17 protein-coding genes and 1 CRISPR repeat array (1 of these 18 cut by a window edge) are annotated in these 18703 nt (G+C 54.8%); all 17 genes read left to right on the forward strand.

Translation table 11 applies throughout. The features are described 5' to 3' along the window. Window positions 1–962 precede the first annotated feature (962 nt). The 17 genes from JNM28_02890 to cas2e all read left to right on the forward strand — a co-directional run bounded on the left by JNM28_02890 (window position 963) and on the right by cas2e (window position 15926). Window positions 963–1475: a hypothetical protein gene (locus tag JNM28_02890; GenBank protein MBL8067370.1), complete on the forward strand. Its 513-nt coding sequence runs from the start codon at window positions 963–965 to the stop codon at window positions 1473–1475. Further along, the gene (locus tag JNM28_02895) at window positions 1475–1744 is read left to right on the forward strand and encodes an RHS repeat protein (GenBank protein ID MBL8067371.1); all 270 of its coding nucleotides are present in this window, start codon (window positions 1475–1477) and stop codon (window positions 1742–1744) included. Before JNM28_02890 ends, JNM28_02895 begins: the two co-directional genes overlap by 1 nt. A 1-nt stretch (window position 1745) precedes the next feature. Further along, window positions 1746–2708, forward strand: a complete 963-nt coding sequence (locus JNM28_02900; protein ID MBL8067372.1) for a hypothetical protein — start codon at window positions 1746–1748, stop codon at window positions 2706–2708. Between the two features lie 5 nt (window positions 2709–2713). Next, a complete protein-coding gene (locus JNM28_02905; protein MBL8067373.1) occupies window positions 2714–3142 on the forward strand; it encodes a hypothetical protein in 429 nt (142 codons plus the stop codon). A gap of 111 nt (window positions 3143–3253) precedes the next feature. After that, the gene (locus tag JNM28_02910) at window positions 3254–3706 is read left to right on the forward strand and encodes a hypothetical protein (protein ID MBL8067374.1); all 453 of its coding nucleotides are present in this window, start codon (window positions 3254–3256) and stop codon (window positions 3704–3706) included. A 1-nt stretch (window position 3707) separates the two neighbouring features. Next, complete coding sequence (locus JNM28_02915; protein ID MBL8067375.1) at window positions 3708–4583, forward strand: hypothetical protein; 876 nt, start codon at window positions 3708–3710, stop codon at window positions 4581–4583. Window positions 4584–5066: 483 nt separating this feature from the next. Continuing rightward, complete coding sequence (locus JNM28_02920; GenBank protein MBL8067376.1) at window positions 5067–5384, forward strand: hypothetical protein; 318 nt, start codon at window positions 5067–5069, stop codon at window positions 5382–5384. A 955-nt stretch (window positions 5385–6339) separates the two neighbouring features. Further along, window positions 6340–6672 carry a hypothetical protein gene (locus tag JNM28_02925; GenBank protein ID MBL8067377.1) on the forward strand — a complete coding sequence of 111 codons (333 nt, stop codon included), beginning with the start codon at window positions 6340–6342 and terminating at the stop codon, window positions 6670–6672. 6 nt (window positions 6673–6678) lie between these two features. After that, window positions 6679–6978 (forward strand): hypothetical protein, encoded by a 300-nt coding sequence (locus tag JNM28_02930; protein MBL8067378.1) that lies wholly within the window; start codon window positions 6679–6681, stop codon window positions 6976–6978. Between the two features lie 200 nt (window positions 6979–7178). Beyond that, entirely contained in the window at window positions 7179–9653 is a 2475-nt protein-coding gene (gene cas3, locus JNM28_02935) for a CRISPR-associated helicase Cas3' (protein MBL8067379.1), read from the forward strand. Next, window positions 9650–11140 (forward strand): type I-E CRISPR-associated protein Cse1/CasA, encoded by a 1491-nt coding sequence (gene casA / locus JNM28_02940; protein ID MBL8067380.1) that lies wholly within the window; start codon window positions 9650–9652, stop codon window positions 11138–11140. Before cas3 ends, casA begins: the two co-directional genes overlap by 4 nt. Next, entirely contained in the window at window positions 11137–11643 is a 507-nt protein-coding gene (gene casB / locus JNM28_02945) for a type I-E CRISPR-associated protein Cse2/CasB (GenBank protein ID MBL8067381.1), read from the forward strand. The genes casA and casB overlap by 4 nt, the downstream gene beginning before the upstream one ends. 46 nt (window positions 11644–11689) lie before the next feature. Next, window positions 11690–12871 carry a type I-E CRISPR-associated protein Cas7/Cse4/CasC gene (gene cas7e / locus JNM28_02950; GenBank protein ID MBL8067382.1) on the forward strand — a complete coding sequence of 394 codons (1182 nt, stop codon included), beginning with the start codon at window positions 11690–11692 and terminating at the stop codon, window positions 12869–12871. Window positions 12872–12878: 7 nt separating this feature from the next. Continuing rightward, window positions 12879–13571, forward strand: a complete 693-nt coding sequence (gene cas5e, locus JNM28_02955; protein ID MBL8067383.1) for a type I-E CRISPR-associated protein Cas5/CasD — start codon at window positions 12879–12881, stop codon at window positions 13569–13571. Continuing rightward, window positions 13553–14173 (forward strand): type I-E CRISPR-associated protein Cas6/Cse3/CasE, encoded by a 621-nt coding sequence (gene cas6e, locus JNM28_02960; protein ID MBL8067384.1) that lies wholly within the window; start codon window positions 13553–13555, stop codon window positions 14171–14173. The genes cas5e and cas6e overlap by 19 nt, the downstream gene beginning before the upstream one ends. A gap of 527 nt (window positions 14174–14700) precedes the next feature. Then, window positions 14701–15639 (forward strand): type I-E CRISPR-associated endonuclease Cas1, encoded by a 939-nt coding sequence (gene cas1e, locus JNM28_02965; GenBank protein MBL8067385.1) that lies wholly within the window; start codon window positions 14701–14703, stop codon window positions 15637–15639. Continuing rightward, the gene (gene cas2e, locus JNM28_02970) at window positions 15639–15926 is read left to right on the forward strand and encodes a type I-E CRISPR-associated endoribonuclease Cas2 (GenBank protein ID MBL8067386.1); all 288 of its coding nucleotides are present in this window, start codon (window positions 15639–15641) and stop codon (window positions 15924–15926) included. The genes cas1e and cas2e overlap by 1 nt, the downstream gene beginning before the upstream one ends. Before the next feature lie 42 nt (window positions 15927–15968). Continuing rightward, window positions 15969–18703: direct repeats of the CRISPR family, unit length 29 nt; unit sequence AACCGCCCCACACCCGTGGGGATGAACCG (it continues 404 nt past the right edge of the window).

Raw genomic sequence — 18703 nt, forward strand, 5'->3', positions numbered from 1 at the left:
CTGCGCGGATGGCTGCTATTCGCCTTATGGGGGTTTGTATTCTGGCTGGGCCATTAATAGCGATGGCTACAAGTTCACTTGGCTGGGGGCATGGGGTTACCGGCAAACCGGCCGCACCTGGCCCAAGGTCTATGTCCGGGCGCGGCACTATGCCCCGCTTTCGGGGAGTTGGACAACCGTGGACCCCCTCTGGCCTTCTGAGCCGGCATATGGGTATGTGGGTGGCAAGACGATGGGCGCGGTCGATCCGAGTGGGATGGCTCTTCCAATGCCGACGCCAATAGGACCTCCAGTTCCTGGTGGAAGCCTGATTCCGCCAGGTTGGGAGGTTCTCCCTGGTGGCACTAGTTCGGGTGTCTCGGGCCTGTCTGCAGGTGGCTTTGCAGTTGGTGCATGCTCATTAGTCGTTATAGCTTGGTCCTGTTATGAAATCTGCAACTATAGAGTAGGAAAGCCTTGCGGGCCACTTACTCAATTGGGTGAGAATTTAGCAGGTGCTGCCTCCAAAACGCCATGGTGGCAGGCGATTTTCCCACAAGAACTTCCCGCAGACCCTTGGGTTGTGCAGTACCAAACTGCTCGCAAAGTAGAGTGCATTCGTAAACCAGTCTCGCCGAATTTGGCTCCCGGTGACCCAAACGATTTTTATCCTCATAATTTCCCATGGCCCACACCGTCTCCGGACAAAGCCCCGAGAGAGTGCGCCTGGGTTGATTGTCCAAGCTTAGTCCAATTTAATAATCCTTCTGACAAGGGCCACTTTTCAATGTTTTGGCGGCAAGGACCGGGGACTTGTTTTGGACTTCATACACATGTTATTCATAGAAAGGCGTTCCCACCCGACTGCAAATGTCAACCAGTACGTAGAGATCCGCTCGACTGTTTTGGGGATTTTGTGCCCATATATGACCCAGCTACTTGGGAGGATTAATTGCGTGAAATTAATAGGCTATGATGTTAGGTTGAAGCGCCCCCTTGGTCAACCATTGCTAAGGCTTGGCGCAGAAACTGCTAGCTTTACGAGCGATGATAACATCATGCCGAAAGCCTATGTTAATTCACTTGTAGAAAATAACCTCGTTGGCTTGATAAATACTTGGGAAAACACAGCTCGTCTCAGCGCGAAAATTACCAGTCTTGAAATTCAAATAATAGCAGTTTTAGCTATAGAACGCGAAAAGTTCATCCTTGCGCTGAGAGAAGACCGAGAGATTAATCAGAGCCAGTGGGATGCACTTCCAGAAAATTACAAGTTACCAGATACCTCCGAAGTAGTAAGCTGGACTTCTTGGTCTATCGTTGGGTATGAATTAGTAAATACCTTTCTAAACAAATATCAGCAGTCAGAATTCGGTTTATCCTTGATAGATTCACTTGATGAAGCAATCAATGTCTCGTTGGAAATCGGAGTGGACGAATCTGGTTATCAATTGTTTCCTGTTGCTATTGCCACACCTTCAGACACTGCATTTTGATGCACTGGTATTCGACCCCGACGACATACCCCTACGACGACAACGGGAACCTCGTGAAGATAGACGGGCGCATCGACGGGGGCGCAGACTTCGGGGTGGTGACCATGGCTTACGACAAGGAGAACAGATTGGCGGGCATAGTGGACCACAACGGGCAGAGGACAACGTACACTTACTCAGGCGATGGTCTGAAGCGGAGCGAGGTCACCGGTTCCGGGCAGACAACAATCGTTTGGGATGGCAGCGAATACCTGCAAGGGCGAGACTAACATGGCGGTCACAAACTATTTGAGCATTGACGGTGAGGTTTTGATGGAATCTGGCACCACCGAAGAGGAGCGCATCATGTACATCCGGGATGGGCTGGGGAGCGTTGTGGCCACCGCCGACAGCCAAGGCAACGTGCTCAATACCTATATGTACAAACCCTCCGGTGCAGTCTGGCAGAAAACGTGCTCCGCCCCGGATCCGCGGTTCCTCTGGTGCGGCACCTGGGGGTACCGGGCAGGCGGTTCAGCGTGGAACTCGCACTACGTCCGCGCTCGGCACTATTCCCACAACTCCGGGGCTTGGACAACGGTGGATCCGCTCTGGCCCTCTGAGCCGGCTTACCGGTATGTCGGCGGCAGGGCGATGGGAGCCGCGGATCCGAGTGGGATGAATGTTAGGCCCAGAGGAAAACCTTGGCTAGGGGGAAATTTCCGCATACCTGATGAGTGCGGCACAAAATGTACAGATGAATGGAACAGGTATATATTTCTCTACTGCAATTGGTGCTACGATGGTGGAATGTATTTACAAATAAATTGTGCAAGCCGTTGTGATGAACTAGCCAGAGACTATTATGTAAAATGCAAGGGAATTCCAGGCCCAGGAATTTTTGCACCTCCTCCAGGCGGTGGGGTTATTGCTCCAAGAAGGAAACCTCAACTTCCAAAAGGATGGGTGGAGCGACCTGAAATATCCCCTTACATAGAAAAAAGAACAACGGACGATTGTCTGGAAGAGGGGTCGCAGAGCGGGCTTGATTATTTGGCGACTTTTCCAGACGGAGTTGTTCCGCCGTACGTAATCTCAATTGTCCTATCTAGTTGTATAAGTTGTTGTAAGAAGTCATCTTTGGGCGAAGGCTGTGTAAATGAATGCAGGTTTTTCGCATCGTATTTAGGTTCTCTCTGGGTCGGCTCCAACTTGGATGATCTTGGAAAACTTGGAGATCCTTTGAAGGAGTAAATCAAATGGATACTCAATATGAAAGGGACTTTGATTCAAACATCTTGCCCTCGCTGATCTTGCTCTTTCTCTTTGCCGCCTCTGGCTGTCAACCAAATCCGAACAACTGGGACGGCGAATATGTCGTTACTGAAAGTGCATCAGGATTAGCACCCGTGCCCGGGCAAGCTAGCCGTTCAGACTATGCCATTTCATTTAACACCAAAACTAAAGAGTGCATTTTTTTTGGTGACCGACTGGAAATAACGGTTGCAACTGCAGATCAACTTGTTGTCCGTGGCACGGGCTTAAAACTTAAGTTAATGGAGAAAATCGGCGGGGTTTCGAGAGGTAATAAGGAAGGCGAATACTTAGTGACATTTTATCGGATTCATGGACGTGTATTTCAAATTTCTAGAGACGGAAAACGATTGGTTGAATTTAAGAAAAAATAGTTTTTTAGACTATTTTTTGGTGAACAATAGCTAACCATTTCAATGCATGGCATGGCATGGGATTCTCTGCCAAAACGCAGGGGTTCGTTTACAAAGTGTTGGGCAACCAGGTTGTGGAGGACGGGATCAGGGGTTTTGCGGACGTTCACCTACGACGCTGTGGACCGGCTCACCGAGCAAAACACCAGCGGCCCGGCGACGTTCGACTACTTCTGGGAATACGATGCGGCGGGCAACCGGACCTTCTCCACCGAGCAGGGGAGCACGCATTATTCGTACAACCTGGCGGGCCAGGCCGTCACCATTTCTACCGATGCAGGGCTGGCCACCCAGACTTTTGATGACAACGGCAACCTCATCCGGGTTTGGGGCGATTGGCCAGGCGGGGGCAAAAGCATCACGATGAGCTATGACAAAGAAAACCGCCTGGATTTGGATTTGGATTCTGGGGCAAGGACAACGTACACTTACTCGGGCGATGGTTTGAAGCGGAGCGAGGCCACGGGTTCCGGGCGGACAACAATCGTTTGGGATGGCAGCGAATACCTGCAAGGGAGAGACTAACATGGCGGTCACAAACTATTTGAGCATTGACGGTGAGGTTCTGATGGAGTCTGGCACCACCGAAGAGGAGCGCATCATGTACATCCGGGATGGGCTGGGGAGCGTTGTGGCCACCGCCGACAGCAAAGGCAACGTGCTCAATACCTATATGTACAAACCCTCGGGTGCAGTCTGGCAGAAAACGGGCTCCGCCCCGGATCCGCGCTTCCTCTGGTGTGGCACCTGGGGCTACCGGGCAAGCAGCAACTCTTGGAATTCGCACTATGTGAGGGCAAGGCACTACTCCCACAACTCCGGGGCTTGGACAACCGTGGATCCGCTGTTCCCTGGAGAGATGGCTTATGGCTACGCCGGGGGGAGGGTCACCAGCGCGGTGGATGCTACGGGTTTACAAAAACAGCAAAAGCAAAAATATGTAGCTCCACACAGCTTTCCGGAGGCGTGCCGTGGCTGCGCTTTTGGCATATTTAATGAATGGTTTCCTCTTTTGCCTCACAAATGCAATGCCTGCTACGCACATTGCACAGCCTGCTGTGTATTGGATGTACTTGCCAAAGGAGGTTGCGCACAGGCCATGCAAGATCTACAAAATACTCTAAAGAATCCCGGAAAGCAACAGTACATAGATGCAAGAAATAAGTATTGTAAATTCGGGCAAGCAATTGCCAAAACAATTAAAAATGCTGTTGATTCCCAAAAACAGTGCAGTAATGCATGCCTAGAGAAGTGCCCCTATAAGAAGCCAAACCCCAGATCGGAATGCGATAAGCTGCTTGCTCGAAATAAGAAAGGAGTGATTATTCCCAAATTTAAGCCTGAGTTTCCCTACCTCGATAATTGCGACCCTCTTGTATGGCTAGATTGCAGAGGTCGATAGTCGTGAATATTAAGAATTGTATAGCGATAATTATTCTATCGTTGTTCTCATTTATTTTGGGAATTACTACAGCTAATCACTTCACGAGAGCAGCCAGGATCTCGGATATCGAAGAGCGGATGTCGGAATCGTATGAGTTAAGCACTATCCCTCGTTCGGACATATTGTTGATTATGCAATTGGCTGAGGAAAATATTGAATCTGGTCGGTATTCCTCCCACGACTTTGCATTGTTGATTCGATGGTATAGCATTTTAGGGGCTAGATCACAGGCTGTTAGAATATACGATATTGCCAAAGATAAAGGGGTCCTAGGTCATGAAATTAAGGAGGCAGCTGATGAATGGATAAACCATGAATAATTCGGACTTAATCAATAGGAAATGAATTGAATGATTTAGTTCTATGACATAATTGTTCGACTATCTTGTCAATAGATATCACCACGCAGATATTTATCCAAATATAGACAATCTCGCCGCAATGGCAACGATTTCATGCCATTTAGGAATATTGTCTTTGGACGGCCAGCGTACAACCATCTCGGTTCAGACGACCGACACCTGCGACGACAACGGCAATCTGGTGGAGATCGAGGGCCGGATCGACGGCGGTGCGGACTTCGGCATAGTGACGATGTCCTACGACAAAGAGAACAGGATGGCAAGTATTGTGGACCACAACAACCAGATAGCGACGTATACTTTTAGTGGCGATGGTCTGAAGCGCAGCGAATCCACCGCCTCGGGAGTGGCGACCCTGGTTTGGGATGGTAGCGAATACTTAGGAGAAACCGACTAGTGGCACTTGCAAAGCAATATTTGAGCATTGGCGGTGAGGTATTGATGGAATCTGGCACCACCGAAAAGGAGCGCATCATGTACATCCGGGATGGGCTGGGGAGCGTGGTGGCCACCGCCGACAGCAAAGGCAATGTGCTCAATACCTATATGTACAAACCCTCGGGTGCGGTGTGGCAGAAAGCGGGCTCCGCCCCGGATCCGCGCTTCCTCTGGTGTGGCACCTGGGGGTACCGGCAAACCGGCAACTCGTGGAACTCGCACTACGTCCGCGCTCGGCACTACTCCCACAACTCCGGGGCTTGGACAACCGTGGATCCCCTCTGGCCTTCTGAGCCGGCATACGGGTATGTTGACGGCAGGGCGATGGGAGCGGTCGATCCGAGCGGGATGATGACCTCAGCATCAGTCGCTCTTACAATGCCCCTGAAGGGTCCTACATTGAGTGATCCAGAGTGCTCTGTATACATATGCGAGACTGAACCTGGCAAATGGTTCGGCGTTCGTCCAGGTCATAGGTTTATATATGCCAGCATTGAAAATAGATATTGGACAACTCACAGTTGCAGCGGCGGCTTAATGCCCACTTTTGACAAACCTCGAGGAAATGTAATTGTAGGGCAAGGATACATTAGCGATAAGGGTTACATTTCGTTGCCATCGGATATACCGGGGGTACATTGCGCTCGAGCAGTCTGGGGGCGAAACAGTGCTGATGCTTGTCGTTTTGCGTCAGCAGTTTGTAATTGTATCGATAAGGCAGACAGATCTTCTAATACTTACGCCGCGCTCGGGAATAATTGTGTGGATTTCACTTACTGGGTGCTGGAGTCTGCATGCGTCGAGGGGGGGCCGTATGGAGGGCTTCTTGGAGAACGTTGCGCAAATGGCTGGACATCAGGCTTCTACAGAGGTTAGAAGTGAAAAGTGAGTTTCGCATTTACGTTCTCTTCTGCATGGCGGGACTTCTCGTGATTGCCATGCTATTAATCTACACTAGTAATGTCAAGTCAATTCAAACTAAGCGCGACTTTATCTCACTTGTGTCATTTTATAATGATTCAAAAATCAACTCAGCCGACATTCCCGTCAGCCTGGGAAAGAAAATTGATCAAATAGATACAATTTATGGAGCCATTCAATCATATAAAGTAGTTGATTGCAAAATATTATTTTTGAAAAAAATAACTATTTTTACTGTAAAAGAATATAGGCAAAGTGAAGTAATCGATGTTCAGATAAGCACGTTTGACGGTAATGTTTACCAATACTCTGCAATTGGCAAGTAGCTGTCATTGCCGGTATCTGAGATAATCTATGATGCGGCTTCGCGGCCCATCGCCTACCAGGGCCAATTCTGCTACCGGACGACGCAGGGCTACAACGCTCGGGGACAGTGGGTCACGGCCATGGATGCGCGGGGCTATGTTTCGATGTCCGCCTACGATGCCGCCGGCCGGAAGGTCGCCAAGCAAAACGCCCTCGGCCACCGAGCAACCTACACTTGCGATGCCGCCGGGAAGACGCAAACAAGACAGTTCCCTAGTTGCGATGTGACCGATCTCCCAAACGTTGACGATTCTACCAGCCTTTAATTTGCTCTTCCGACTTTGTACTTAAGCAGGGCGTGAAAAACTTTTTGGGTATGTGGTTGCAAATAAGTCCCTCCACTCTTCCATTTCTGGTAGAACCATCTTAGGCCATGATACGATGGTCAAGTTTTGGAGCTCATCCTAATATGGGAGATTGGATAGGTATCGGGGAAGTACCGGCTGGGCTTCCAGGGAAGATCGACTTGCTCTGGGCCAAGAGCAAGCCATACCATCCGCTTTGGAAACACCTCCTAGATGCGGCGGCGGTGAGCCTGTGCCTTGCTAATCCATTGTCAAAATGGGGGTGGACTCCAGAGCAGGTGGCTTTGATCGTGGGCCTGCATGATATTGGCAAGGCGGACGCTGGTTTCCAACACCAGGTCGCCGAACTGTCGGGGGGATTAACACAAGCAGGTTTCCCAGCCACGGCTGACGTTCGCTGCCGACACGAGAAGTTGTCGGCAAAGTTTGTCCGCTCCAATTTGAAGGAATCGGGGTGCTCTGAGCGAGATGCTGATACGATCGGGCGGGCCATCCTCGCCCACCACGGCTATTGGGAAGAGGTGGGAGTCGGAGCGCCGTATAAGGATGCTCAACACGAGCTGTATCAGCTGCTGAAGGGCACCCTCGGTCTCAATGAGCTCCACTTGCCAGTGATCGAAGGAGATGGCCATAGCGCTTTCGGCACGCGTCTCGCCGGGCACATTGTCCTCTGCGACTGGATCGCGAGCAATGAGCAGTTCTACTTAGACGACCAACTCAAGGAGATTGACAACCCTGTTGAATATCTTATGAAAGCCAGAGAGGTAGCTGCAGCTTGGGTCCTGCAATTGGACTTGGTCCGCAAGCAGGAAGATGGAAAGCCTTCCGACGTTGTGGGTACACCACGCCCCCTCCAGAAAGCACTGGTTGATTCGGATATTCCACCCAGCCTCGTCATCATTGAAGCGCCCATGGGGGAAGGCAAGACCGAAGCCGCTTGGATCTTAGCGGAGAAGTGGCGAAAGTACGGTTACCATGGTGTTTTCATGGCACTGCCGACGATGGCCACCAGCGACTCTCTCTTTAGGCGATACAAAGACGACTATCTCAAGAACCTTGGCCGTGACGAAGGCACGCACCTCATCCACGGGATGGCGTGGTTACGTGACGATGTCGAGCCTGAGAACCCTCCCAACGTCGGGGAACCGGGCGATGATCGCTCTCTTGCGGCAGCTTGGTTCCGACCTACACGAAGGGCCATACTTGCCGCGCACGGCGTAGGTACGGTAGATCAGGCGATGCTGGCGGGAATGCACGTCAAGTTCGGCTTCCTCAGGCTGTTCGGGTTGGCCGACCGGGTGTTGGTCATCGACGAAGTTCATGCCTACGACGCATACATGAGCGCGATCATCTGTCGCCTTTTGCAGTGGTGCGCCTGTCTCAAGATCCCGGTTGTGCTGCTTTCCGCAACGCTTTCGACAAAGCAACGTAATGCGATGATCAAAGCTTATGGCGCGATGGGCGGAGGTATCTGGCCGGAGGCTCCGTATCCGCTCATTACCATTGCGCAGCCCGGCGAAAGCGTGAAGACGATTGAGCCGCGGGCTTCGTCGTTGCGCACGCTCAATTTTGTGACGCACTCTGGCCAGCTGAATGATGCAAAGGCAACGGCCACTTTGGCGAAGTCGCTGGTTCAAAGCGGCGGCTGTTGTTGCGTGATTCTCAACACGGTCAAGCAAGCGCAGGCGGTGTACGCGGCCCTCGATACCGAGGTTCCCAAACTCCTGTTTCACGCTCGGTTCACTGCCGAGGATCGGGAGAGGATTGCCAGCAAAGTCATCCAGCTCTTTGGGAAGGAAAGGAGCAACCGCCCTGAAAAGTTCATCCTCGTGGCTACACAGGTGGTTGAGCAAAGCCTCGACGTGGACTTCGACCATATGATCTCCGAAATCGCACCGATGGATCTTTTGCTACAAAGGAGTGGGCGGTTACATCGACATCGAATGAGGAAGGATGAACCGCTTCTCCACGTTCTGACCCCTTCCCCCGACTTGCAAGACTTCGGGGGTACGGGTTATGTATACGCTGAGAAGCCGCTCTTGAGAACTGTCGCGATCCTCTCGGGAACTTGTCAAGCGGAACTTCCAAGGGACTTTCGGCAACTAGTGGAACGAACCTACGGCAGCGAAATATGGGACTGTCCATATACAGACTGGCCCGAGGTGCAACGTGCGGATCTTGCTTGGGACAAAGAAACGGCGATGGAAGAAGCTGATGGTGCAACGGCAACCCTGAAAGAACCAAGCCGCAGATTTTTTCGCCCCATTGACAACACGCCCGCCGGGGATGATAGCGACGATGGAAATGGCTGGCGAGCCAGGACACGCCTTGGCGCGAGCGACCGAACAACCATCCTCGCAAGCCTGGATGAGTTGCCCCGCTTGGAGGCTGGTAAGTTGCGTGTCTGCGAAGTTAAGGAGGCTTACCGAAGGGCAGTGAAAACTGCTCGATATCTGCCCCTCCATTCTCCGTGCGATGGACATGGTGGAGCGGTGGAGGGAAATGAACGAATGAGAGGTGTTCTCTTGCTTCCCCTGGACGCTACCGGAGTCTGGAAGGGCAGCGACAAGAATGGCAACGTTTATTGCGTCTCCTATGACGCGGAACTTGGCCTATTGGCCGGAAGGGAGAGATGAACCGACCCACGTTTAACGTTCTTGCGGAGCCGTGGATTCCCGTCATTCGACTAGACGGGAAGAGGGAAAATCTCGGGATTCTTCCATGCCTCGGGCAAGCCCATGAGATTCGAGAGATTCGCGACCCCTCCCCGATCATCGAATTCGGACTCTACCGGTTGCTTGTTGCGTTCGTATTGGACGCGCTGGTGATGGCGGACAAAAGACCTGAGGATCCAATTGATTTGAACGAGTTAATCGCGGCTGGCAAGTTCGACTGTGACTTGCTGGGTAGGTACGCGAACGACTGTGGCGAAGTGTTCGACCTGTTTCACCCGGATCGGCCGTTCATGCAATCCGGTGAAGCGTCGGGCGAGGAGAAGTCGGTCTTCGATCCGTACCCTCTTCTGCCGACGGGTGCTAATGTCACTCACTTTGCACACGGAGACCAAGACCAACATGGGCTTTCAAACGACGAGGCAGCACGACTTCTTGTGGCAATAAGCCCGTTTAATGTCAAGGTCAAGACCGGGAGCCCGCGAACAATCGTCGGTGACCCACCACTTTACTCTCTGCCCATTGGCCACAGCCTCTTTGAGAGCGTTGTGCTGAACCTTCCAATGCCCAGCAATCAGTTTACAGATCAGGATGAGCGTAACATTGGCCCTATCTGGCGAACGCCATTATGCGCCGAGCCCATAAGAACGACTCCAACTCAATCGTTTACTTGGCCATGTAGATTTGTTAGGTTGGTACCTAGCGACGAACGTATACAGCAGATGCACAACGTAAAGGGCTTAAAGAGTCTTCGTACATGGGTTGACCCTTCGTGCGCAGTTTTTTTCGGAGACGACAAGGTTCGACACTATCGCCTTGAGGAACGATTACCTCTGTGGGTTGATGCTGGCCCCCTTGGAGTCATGGGGAAGGGTACTTCTCGAGATTCCCGGAATTGGAAGTTCGTACGTCCTGAAGTTGTTTCAACCGCCCTAGAGACCCTTAAAGCACCAATTTGCGTCATCCGCTACTATGGCTGGCGCACTGACCAGGCTAAGGTCTACGAGTGGCAACGATCCGTACTGCATATTCCAGTCAAACTTGCGTTGCATGTTCGCCTCGCTGCGGTTTTGATGGAGGAATTGGGAAAGGCGAATTCTAGTTCGGGAGCATTACGAGACGGGCTAAGAGCCCTTTACCCTCGGGGGGCCAAGGGCAAAAAAGACCCGCTAGGTTGCACGACAAGCCGCTGTGAACGCATGTTCTGGCTGCGTCTGGAAAGAGAATTTGGCCCATTAATGTCGCGGTTAGCCGAGTTGCCCGAAAACGCACCGGATACCCCGAGCATGATCGAAGGTGCCCGCAACCCCTGGCGAGAGGCCATCCGGAAGATTGCTGAGGAACAGTTCGAGTCGGCCGCAAAGGACATGGACGCCGACTCCGACGCCCTTGAACGCCACGTCCGCGCTCGAGCCATGCTGACCAAAGACCTTAGGAAGATCCTAGAATGAAAACCGAAGAGAAGACACGCGAGCAAGCGTTTATCGAGCGGGTCGAGCAACTCGATCCCGGAGAATTGGCGGAATTGCGCCGAGGATGCGGGAAACGCGACCCCGTGGAAGGTCGGTGCCCATGGCTTCACGCCATTATCCACGGAGTTGCCCCGGAGCCGGTCGCCTTTCTGGTTGCGAGCTTGCTGGCCCAATACTCCACCGCGACTATCCGTGCCAAAGGGCATCGCCTTGAAGGCAACTTCGGAGTCACGTGGAGAAGGGCAATTGCCGGAACAGAGAGCGAATCGATCAAACGGCGGTTCCACATCCTCCTCGACGCCGACTACGACCCATGTACCGGCGACGGTGACCTACCCTATCGCCTAAGGCAGATGGTCAAGTACGCCGCCTCCAAGGGGGTCGGCGTCGATTGGCCCCAACTCTTGGTTGATCTCAAATTCTGGAGCCACCCCGAGAAGCACTCACAAAAAAGGTGGGCACGAGACTTTTTCGCCGACTAGCGCCCCGACAGCGCCGCGACCAAAACCAAAGGAGAAACAACAAACCATGCTGATTGAAATCCACATTCTGCAGAACCATGCCCCCAGCAATCTCAACCGCGACGACACAGGGAGTCCAAAGGAAGCCGTGTTCGGTGGCTTTAAGCGAGCACGCATCTCGAGCCAGTGCATCAAACGCTCGATCCGGAGATCCGAGGTTTTCGCGACGATCCTCGGGGAGAGCCTGGCTACAAGAACGCGGAGCCTCCCTGAACTGGTCCGCAGCAAGCTAAAGGCATTGGGGCTCTCGGACGATCTAGCCGCGATCGGAGCGAAGAAAGCGAGCGGCTTTGGCACCGAAAAAGGAACAGAAACCAAGCCCAACGACAGCGGGCATTTCCGCACGGCTCAAACGATGTTTCTGAGTGAGCAAGACGTCGATGCGGTCGCCCAAGTTATTGCCGATGAAGCTTTGAAGGCTAAGGATGTGCCGTCATTCGAAAAAGTTGCCTCGAAAGACTTGCAGAACGAGGCGGAAGACAAGGGATTTCGACCCGTCACAGTGGACCTCGCCCTGTTCGGCAGAATGGTCACCAGCGAAGCATTCGTTAATGTCGAGGCGTCGTCCCAATTTGCTCACGCCATCAGCACCCACAAGGTCGATCACGAGTTTGACTACTTCACCGCCGTCGACGACCTTGAGCGCACGGCCGACGACCGAGCCGGTGCAGGTGCAGACATGATTGGTGATGTCGAGTTCAACTCCGCGTGTTACTACAAGTACTTCAACGTCCACGTGGAAGGGCTGATTGAGAACCTCACCGGTGAGGCTTTCAAGCGACCTGCGACGGACGAGGACAGGAGGAATGCCAGGGAAACGGCCGCGAAAGCAACGAAGGCCTTGATCGAAGCCGCCTGCCGGGTCACGCCAAGCGGGAAGCAAAACTCGTTTGCCGCCCACCAACCACCCTCCCTCGTCTGGATTGAAGTCCGCGACCAGAATCTTCCGGTGAGCTATGCCAACGCCTTCTCCGTCCCCGTTGATCCCAAAAAGGATATAGGGCTCGAAGGCAACTCCGCCACCAAGCTGAAGGAAGAGGCCGAGACCCTGGCCAAGATGTATGGTTTGGAAGCGCGCAATCGATGGTTGTTGGCCAAACGCGGAGAGCTGGATATTCTTGGAACTCGCTCGGCTGAATCTCTCAAGGTGATCCTCGACGAACTCGAGACGGTCGTGCGCAGTGGCTGAGGAAATCTTGATTCTTTGGCTTGAGGGACCGATGCAGTCATGGGGAACGCGCTCTCGATGGGACGTCCGCGATACGCGGCCGGAACCCACCAAGTCCGGAGTCGTTGGCCTTATTGGCTGCGCCCTCGGGCTTGAGCGGGGCAACCAAAGACTTGAGAGCCTTGACCGTAGCATTCGCTTCGGCGTCCGGATCGACCGGCCCGGGATCATCTCAACGGACTATCACACCGTGACGGGATACCATCGGACTGCGGCTGGAGGCTTCAAGCACAGTGGCGGCGTTGCGAAGACCCTTCAATCAGCGCGAACCCATGGGCCAGCTACGATCGTCTCGCCTCGAAGCTATCTTCATGACGCTGCCTTCTTGGTGGCCTTAGCTGTGGAAGGGGAACTTGCGGCACACTTGAAGCAAGCCCTTCGCGCCCCGCGGTGGCCGCTATTCCTTGGTCGCAAGAGCTGCCCTCCAATACGTCCCATCCTTGAAGATTGTGCTGAATGCGCCTACGCAAGCATCGCAGATGCGGTGAAGAGCCATCCTCGTCATCCGAAGTCCGCCGAGGGGCTACTCGAAGCCTATATCGAGGATGAAACAGGGAATCTTGAGCGCCAAGACGCACTGCGCATCAATCGGCTTCGATTCTACGACTTCCGAAACTGCCGACACCTGGAGGTGGATCCCCCATGTTTCTCTCCCGCCTGATTCTGAATGCCAAGCACCCGCGAGTCCGGAGCGAGGTCGATCACCCGTACGAGCTCCACCGCACCATCTGCAAGGCGTTCGACAACCCGGACGAGGCCCGTATCCTATTCCGGGCCGACACGGAGCGTCCCGGAGAGGTGCACGTGCTCGTCCAGAGCCTCGTCGCGCCCGACTGGGGCTGCTTGGACGGTGAAAAGCTCTACGTGAAAAGCGCGGACGACCCAAAGCCAGTTGAACTTGCCGGACTCCAACACGGTATGCCCCTGCGATTCCGCCTCCGGTGCCGACCGAGCATGCGGATAGCCGAAGCCGGGCATCCCGAGGAAGGAAAGCGCAAGTCGCTCAAGAATCGCGAGGAGATCTTTGCATGGCTTCAACGAAAGGCAGACGAGAGCGGCTTCGACGTCCCAAACGTCGCCTTCGACCGCGTCTATTGGTATGAGTCCAAAAGCGGCAAGGACCAGAAGCCGCTGGGGGCCGTCCAGTTCGATGGCGTCCTAATCGTCACCGATCCCGAGAGATTGCGCGAAGCAGTTCGAAAAGGCATCGGGCCGCAGAAGGCATATGGATTCGGTCTGCTTAGCCTGGCACCGGCGAAGTAGAAGTGACCGATGTACCCGAAGACATGGCTGTCCGAACACTTGCTCTGCTTTGACCGCTATTTCACGCAACTCTTGCTTCCGGAACTAATGCTTAAGTTCCTAATGACGGATCACACTCCAGGACTGACGGTTCTAAAGGCCGAAGTCGATTCCGAAGGGTGCGACCTGGTTCTCTCCTGCGGCCCGGCCCTGCAGTGTATCCAGGTCAAAACGTTGGGACGTCGCGCGTCGCCCGTCAACTACGCCATAAAGGCATCATCTGCCAATCTTCTCGAAGGTTGCGAACTCTGGCTCTGTTACGACAATGAGAGCTTTAAACGAACGAACGACCACTTTTTGGCCGGTGCACCGGGGGAGCCTCTGGGAACTCATATCCCCTCATCTCGGGCCCAAATGCATAAGAATGTCGAATGGATGGCGCGCGACGGATGCGTCCATGTTAAAACAAGAAATGCTAACCACAAGAACATCGGCATTGCCCAACTTGCCAGTGTTCTTTTTGGCCCCCCATCCTCCAGGAGGATAGCATGCCCCAAGACTTAACCCTCATCCCCAAGTTTCGCGACCGCCTCAGCTACCTCTACGTGGAGCATGCCGCCATTGAGCGCGAGCAAAACAGCATCGCCCTGCATGCCGTAGACCCACAGTCCGAGGAACTCATCGAAACGCACGTGCCGGTCTGTGACATCGCCCTGCTAATGCTCGGTCCCGGCACCAAACTCAGCCATAGGGCGATGGATATCCTTGCCAGAAACAACTGCTTGGTCGCTTGGGTCGGCGAAGAGGGCGTCCGCATGTACGCTTTCGCAACCGGTGGGACGCACTCCAGTGCACGGCTCCTGCGGCAAGCAGCGCTTGTCAGCAACCCACAATCGCGCCTAGATGTCGTGCGAAAGCTCTACGCAAAGCGATTCCCCGAAGCGCTCGACTTGCAAGTCTCAATTGAGCAATTGCGCGGCAAGGAGGGACACCGCGTCAGGCAAGCCTATGCGGCTCAAGCCGAGCGTTATGGCATCGAGTGGCAGGGGCGAAGCTACGATCGCAACAAGTGGCAAGGGGGCGACCCCGTTAACACCGCGTTGAGCGCCGCAAACGCCTGCCTCTATGGGGTCTGCCACGCCGCCTGCCTCAGCATGGGCTTCAGTCCGGCACTCGGATTCATTCATACCGGCAAGCAACTGAGCTTCGTGTATGACCTGGCCGACCTTTACAAGCTTGAATTTAGCTTGCCAATCTCCTTTGCCGCGGCGGCAGAAGTGTCGGATGTACCGATCGAGCGCCGAGTCCGACTTGGACTTCGGGATCGGTTTCGAGAAACTCGGTTTTTGGAGCGTGTGTCGGCGGATCTGATGGAGCTCTTTGGACCCGATGAAGAAGAAGACCGCTTTGACGATGATCCCGCGCGGCCGGGTGAATTGGTGGGCGGAGTGGAAGGTGGTGTGGCCTACGACGAGGAAGGCAACTAGTGGTCGTCCTCATCGTCACCGCCGTAAAGCCGGGCCTCAGGGGGGAGCTGTCACGCTGGATGCTTGAGCCTCAGGCGGGCGTTTTTGTGGGCCACCTCTCGGGAAGGGTCCGAGATAAGCTCTGGGAAAAAGTTGTGGCGGAGGTGAAATCGGGATCCGCCATGATGATTCATTCGGCAAGGTCAGAGCAAGGATTCGCGGTGCGGTGCCACGGCGACCGTGCGCGTCTGCCTATGGATTACGATGGGCTGGTACTCATCGCTCGCCGGACGGCAAGAGCAACTTGACAGTCGCATAGCGTTTTGTATAAGATTCTGGAAGTTCGTAGTAACCGCCCCACACCCGTGGGGATGAACCGTACCCGCTCTCGACTTTCCCGCCGTCGCGCTCAACCGCCCCACACCCGTGGGGATGAACCGTCGAGCTTGATCGGCGTTGCGAGTGCCGGAAAAACCGCCCCACACCCGTGGGGATGAACCGAAGAAGCCGGCAAGCAGGTAATGGCCATCATGAACCGCCCCACACCCGTGGGGATGAACCGAACGTGTATGCCTCGCGCCTGCGCGTGGTTGTAACCGCCCCACACCCGTGGGGATGAACCGGGCATTGTGCAGGAAGCGGCGGAACAAACGGGAACCGCCCCACACCCGTGGGGATGAACCGCGTTCACCATCTCGCGCGTATTGGCAAAATGCAACCGCCCCACACCCGTGGGGATGAACCGCTCAATGACACGAGTTGGAGATGCGGCATCAGAACCGCCCCACACCCGTGGGGATGAACCGTTCCGCATGATGGATGGGGAAGAGTCTCTCAAAACCGCCCCACACCCGTGGGGATGAACCGGCAAATGGTTTGACAACCGATTGCCACATGGTAACCGCCCCACACCCGTGGGGATGAACCGCCGTTGATCTTGACATGGCAAAGGAGTTGCACAACCGCCCCACACCCGTGGGGATGAACCGGTGGCGGCTCATCACCAAACACTTCGACCAGCAACCGCCCCACACCCGTGGGGATGAACCGGTTCAGCGAGGCCAAAAGTTTTGCAACATCATAACCGCCCCACACCCGTGGGGATGAACCGACCCGGCGGAGTACGCGAACCAGTCCGATTTGAACCGCCCCACACCCGTGGGGATGAACCGCGTGGGAAGACCAAGAATTTGGGTTTGTGAATAACCGCCCCACACCCGTGGGGATGAACCGGTCGGGGATCAGCCGGGCCGAGCCGCCCGAGCAACCGCCCCACACCCGTGGGGATGAACCGTGAGTGACGGACTCCGAACCGCCGGTACACGTAACCGCCCCACACCCGTGGGGATGAACCGTTCAGGGCCATTTAGCTTGAAAGAGCTGGCCAAACCGCCCCACACCCGTGGGGATGAACCGCGGCAACTACGAAAAAACAATCACCTACTACAAACCGCCCCACACCCGTGGGGATGAACCGCCCGGCAACGGCGTTGATCGGAGTGACCGCAAAACCGCCCCACACCCGTGGGGATGAACCGTAGGGCCGCATCACAAAGCCACCACACAACCGAACCGCCCCACACCCGTGGGGATGAACCGATTCGGAGCCATCCCAGCCTCGTCAATCAAGAACCGCCCCACACCCGTGGGGATGAACCGGCCGAGTACCAAATCCTGAATGGGAACGGTACAACCGCCCCACACCCGTGGGGATGAACCGGGGAGGTGGACATGTTCAAAACGTTTTCCGACAACCGCCCCACACCCGTGGGGATGAACCGATGTCAGTTATGATATTGAAGTTTGCTTTTGGAACCGCCCCACACCCGTGGGGATGAACCGACTGAGATCACAACCGGCTACCAACACGGCATAACCGCCCCACACCCGTGGGGATGAACCGCAGAGGAGATACAAAAGACAGGATTACAGCAAAACCGCCCCACACCCGTGGGGATGAACCGTACTAGGCCCGCCGATGTTGGATACAACCCCAAACCGCCCCACACCCGTGGGGATGAACCGCTGAATGAGTTTCACGAGCATATCGACAGGGTAACCGCCCCACACCCGTGGGGATGAACCGGTGCCCCAATTGTTACGATTACAACCTCATCAAACCGCCCCACACCCGTGGGGATGAACCGCTCGTGTACGAACCAACCGAGGAAAGCGTGACAACCGCCCCACACCCGTGGGGATGAACCGTAGCAGATACTCAAAACCACCCAAGTAGACGGAACCGCCCCACACCCGTGGGGATGAACCGACGATAAAGCCTATAACAAATGTCAGACCGCCAACCGCCCCACACCCGTGGGGATGAACCGCTATGCCCGTGTTGCCGTTGCGAGAACGAGCGAACCGCCCCACACCCGTGGGGATGAACCGCCAGGCCAAGAACCCCAACGGCGGCCATGCTGAACCGCCCCACACCCGTGGGGATGAACCGTCCTCGGTCAGCGCAACACCGAAGCCATGTTTAACCGCCCCACACCCGTGGGGATGAACCGCATCCTTCACAATGTCGATGAACTCATACACCAACCGCCCCACACCCGTGGGGATGAACCGTCGGATTGTAATTATAACTGTGTTCGAGTAACAACCGCCCCACACCCGTGGGGATGAACCGGAGCCGGTGCCCTTCAAACAGGGCCGATCCTTAACCGCCCCACACCCGTGGGGATGAACCGTTGGTGTGCTCTGTATGTTTGCAAATCTTTCAAACCGCCCCACACCCGTGGGGATGAACCGTACATTGCATCTCGCCCCTGGTATGACGGGATAACCGCCCCACACCCGTGGGGATGAACCGAGCCCAGGTTGTTGAAACCGAAACAAGGCAAGAACCGCCCCACACCCGTGGGGATGAACCGGCCGGTTAAAATCTCTGGGCTTGGCGACTCCAAACCGCCCCACACCCGTGGGGATGAACCGGTGATTGGGATGCCAAAATGGCGCAAGCACGTAACCGCCCCACACCCGTGGGGATGAACCGAGCTTGCGGAAATGGCCAAGGAGGACATGATTAACCGCCCCACACCCGTGGGGATGAACCGTGTCTGCCGGTACCACGACCGGA

It is taken from the genome of Armatimonadota bacterium, from assembly GCA_016789105.1.
In the GTDB taxonomy this organism is placed as follows: domain Bacteria; phylum Armatimonadota; class Fimbriimonadia; order Fimbriimonadales; family Fimbriimonadaceae; genus UphvI-Ar2.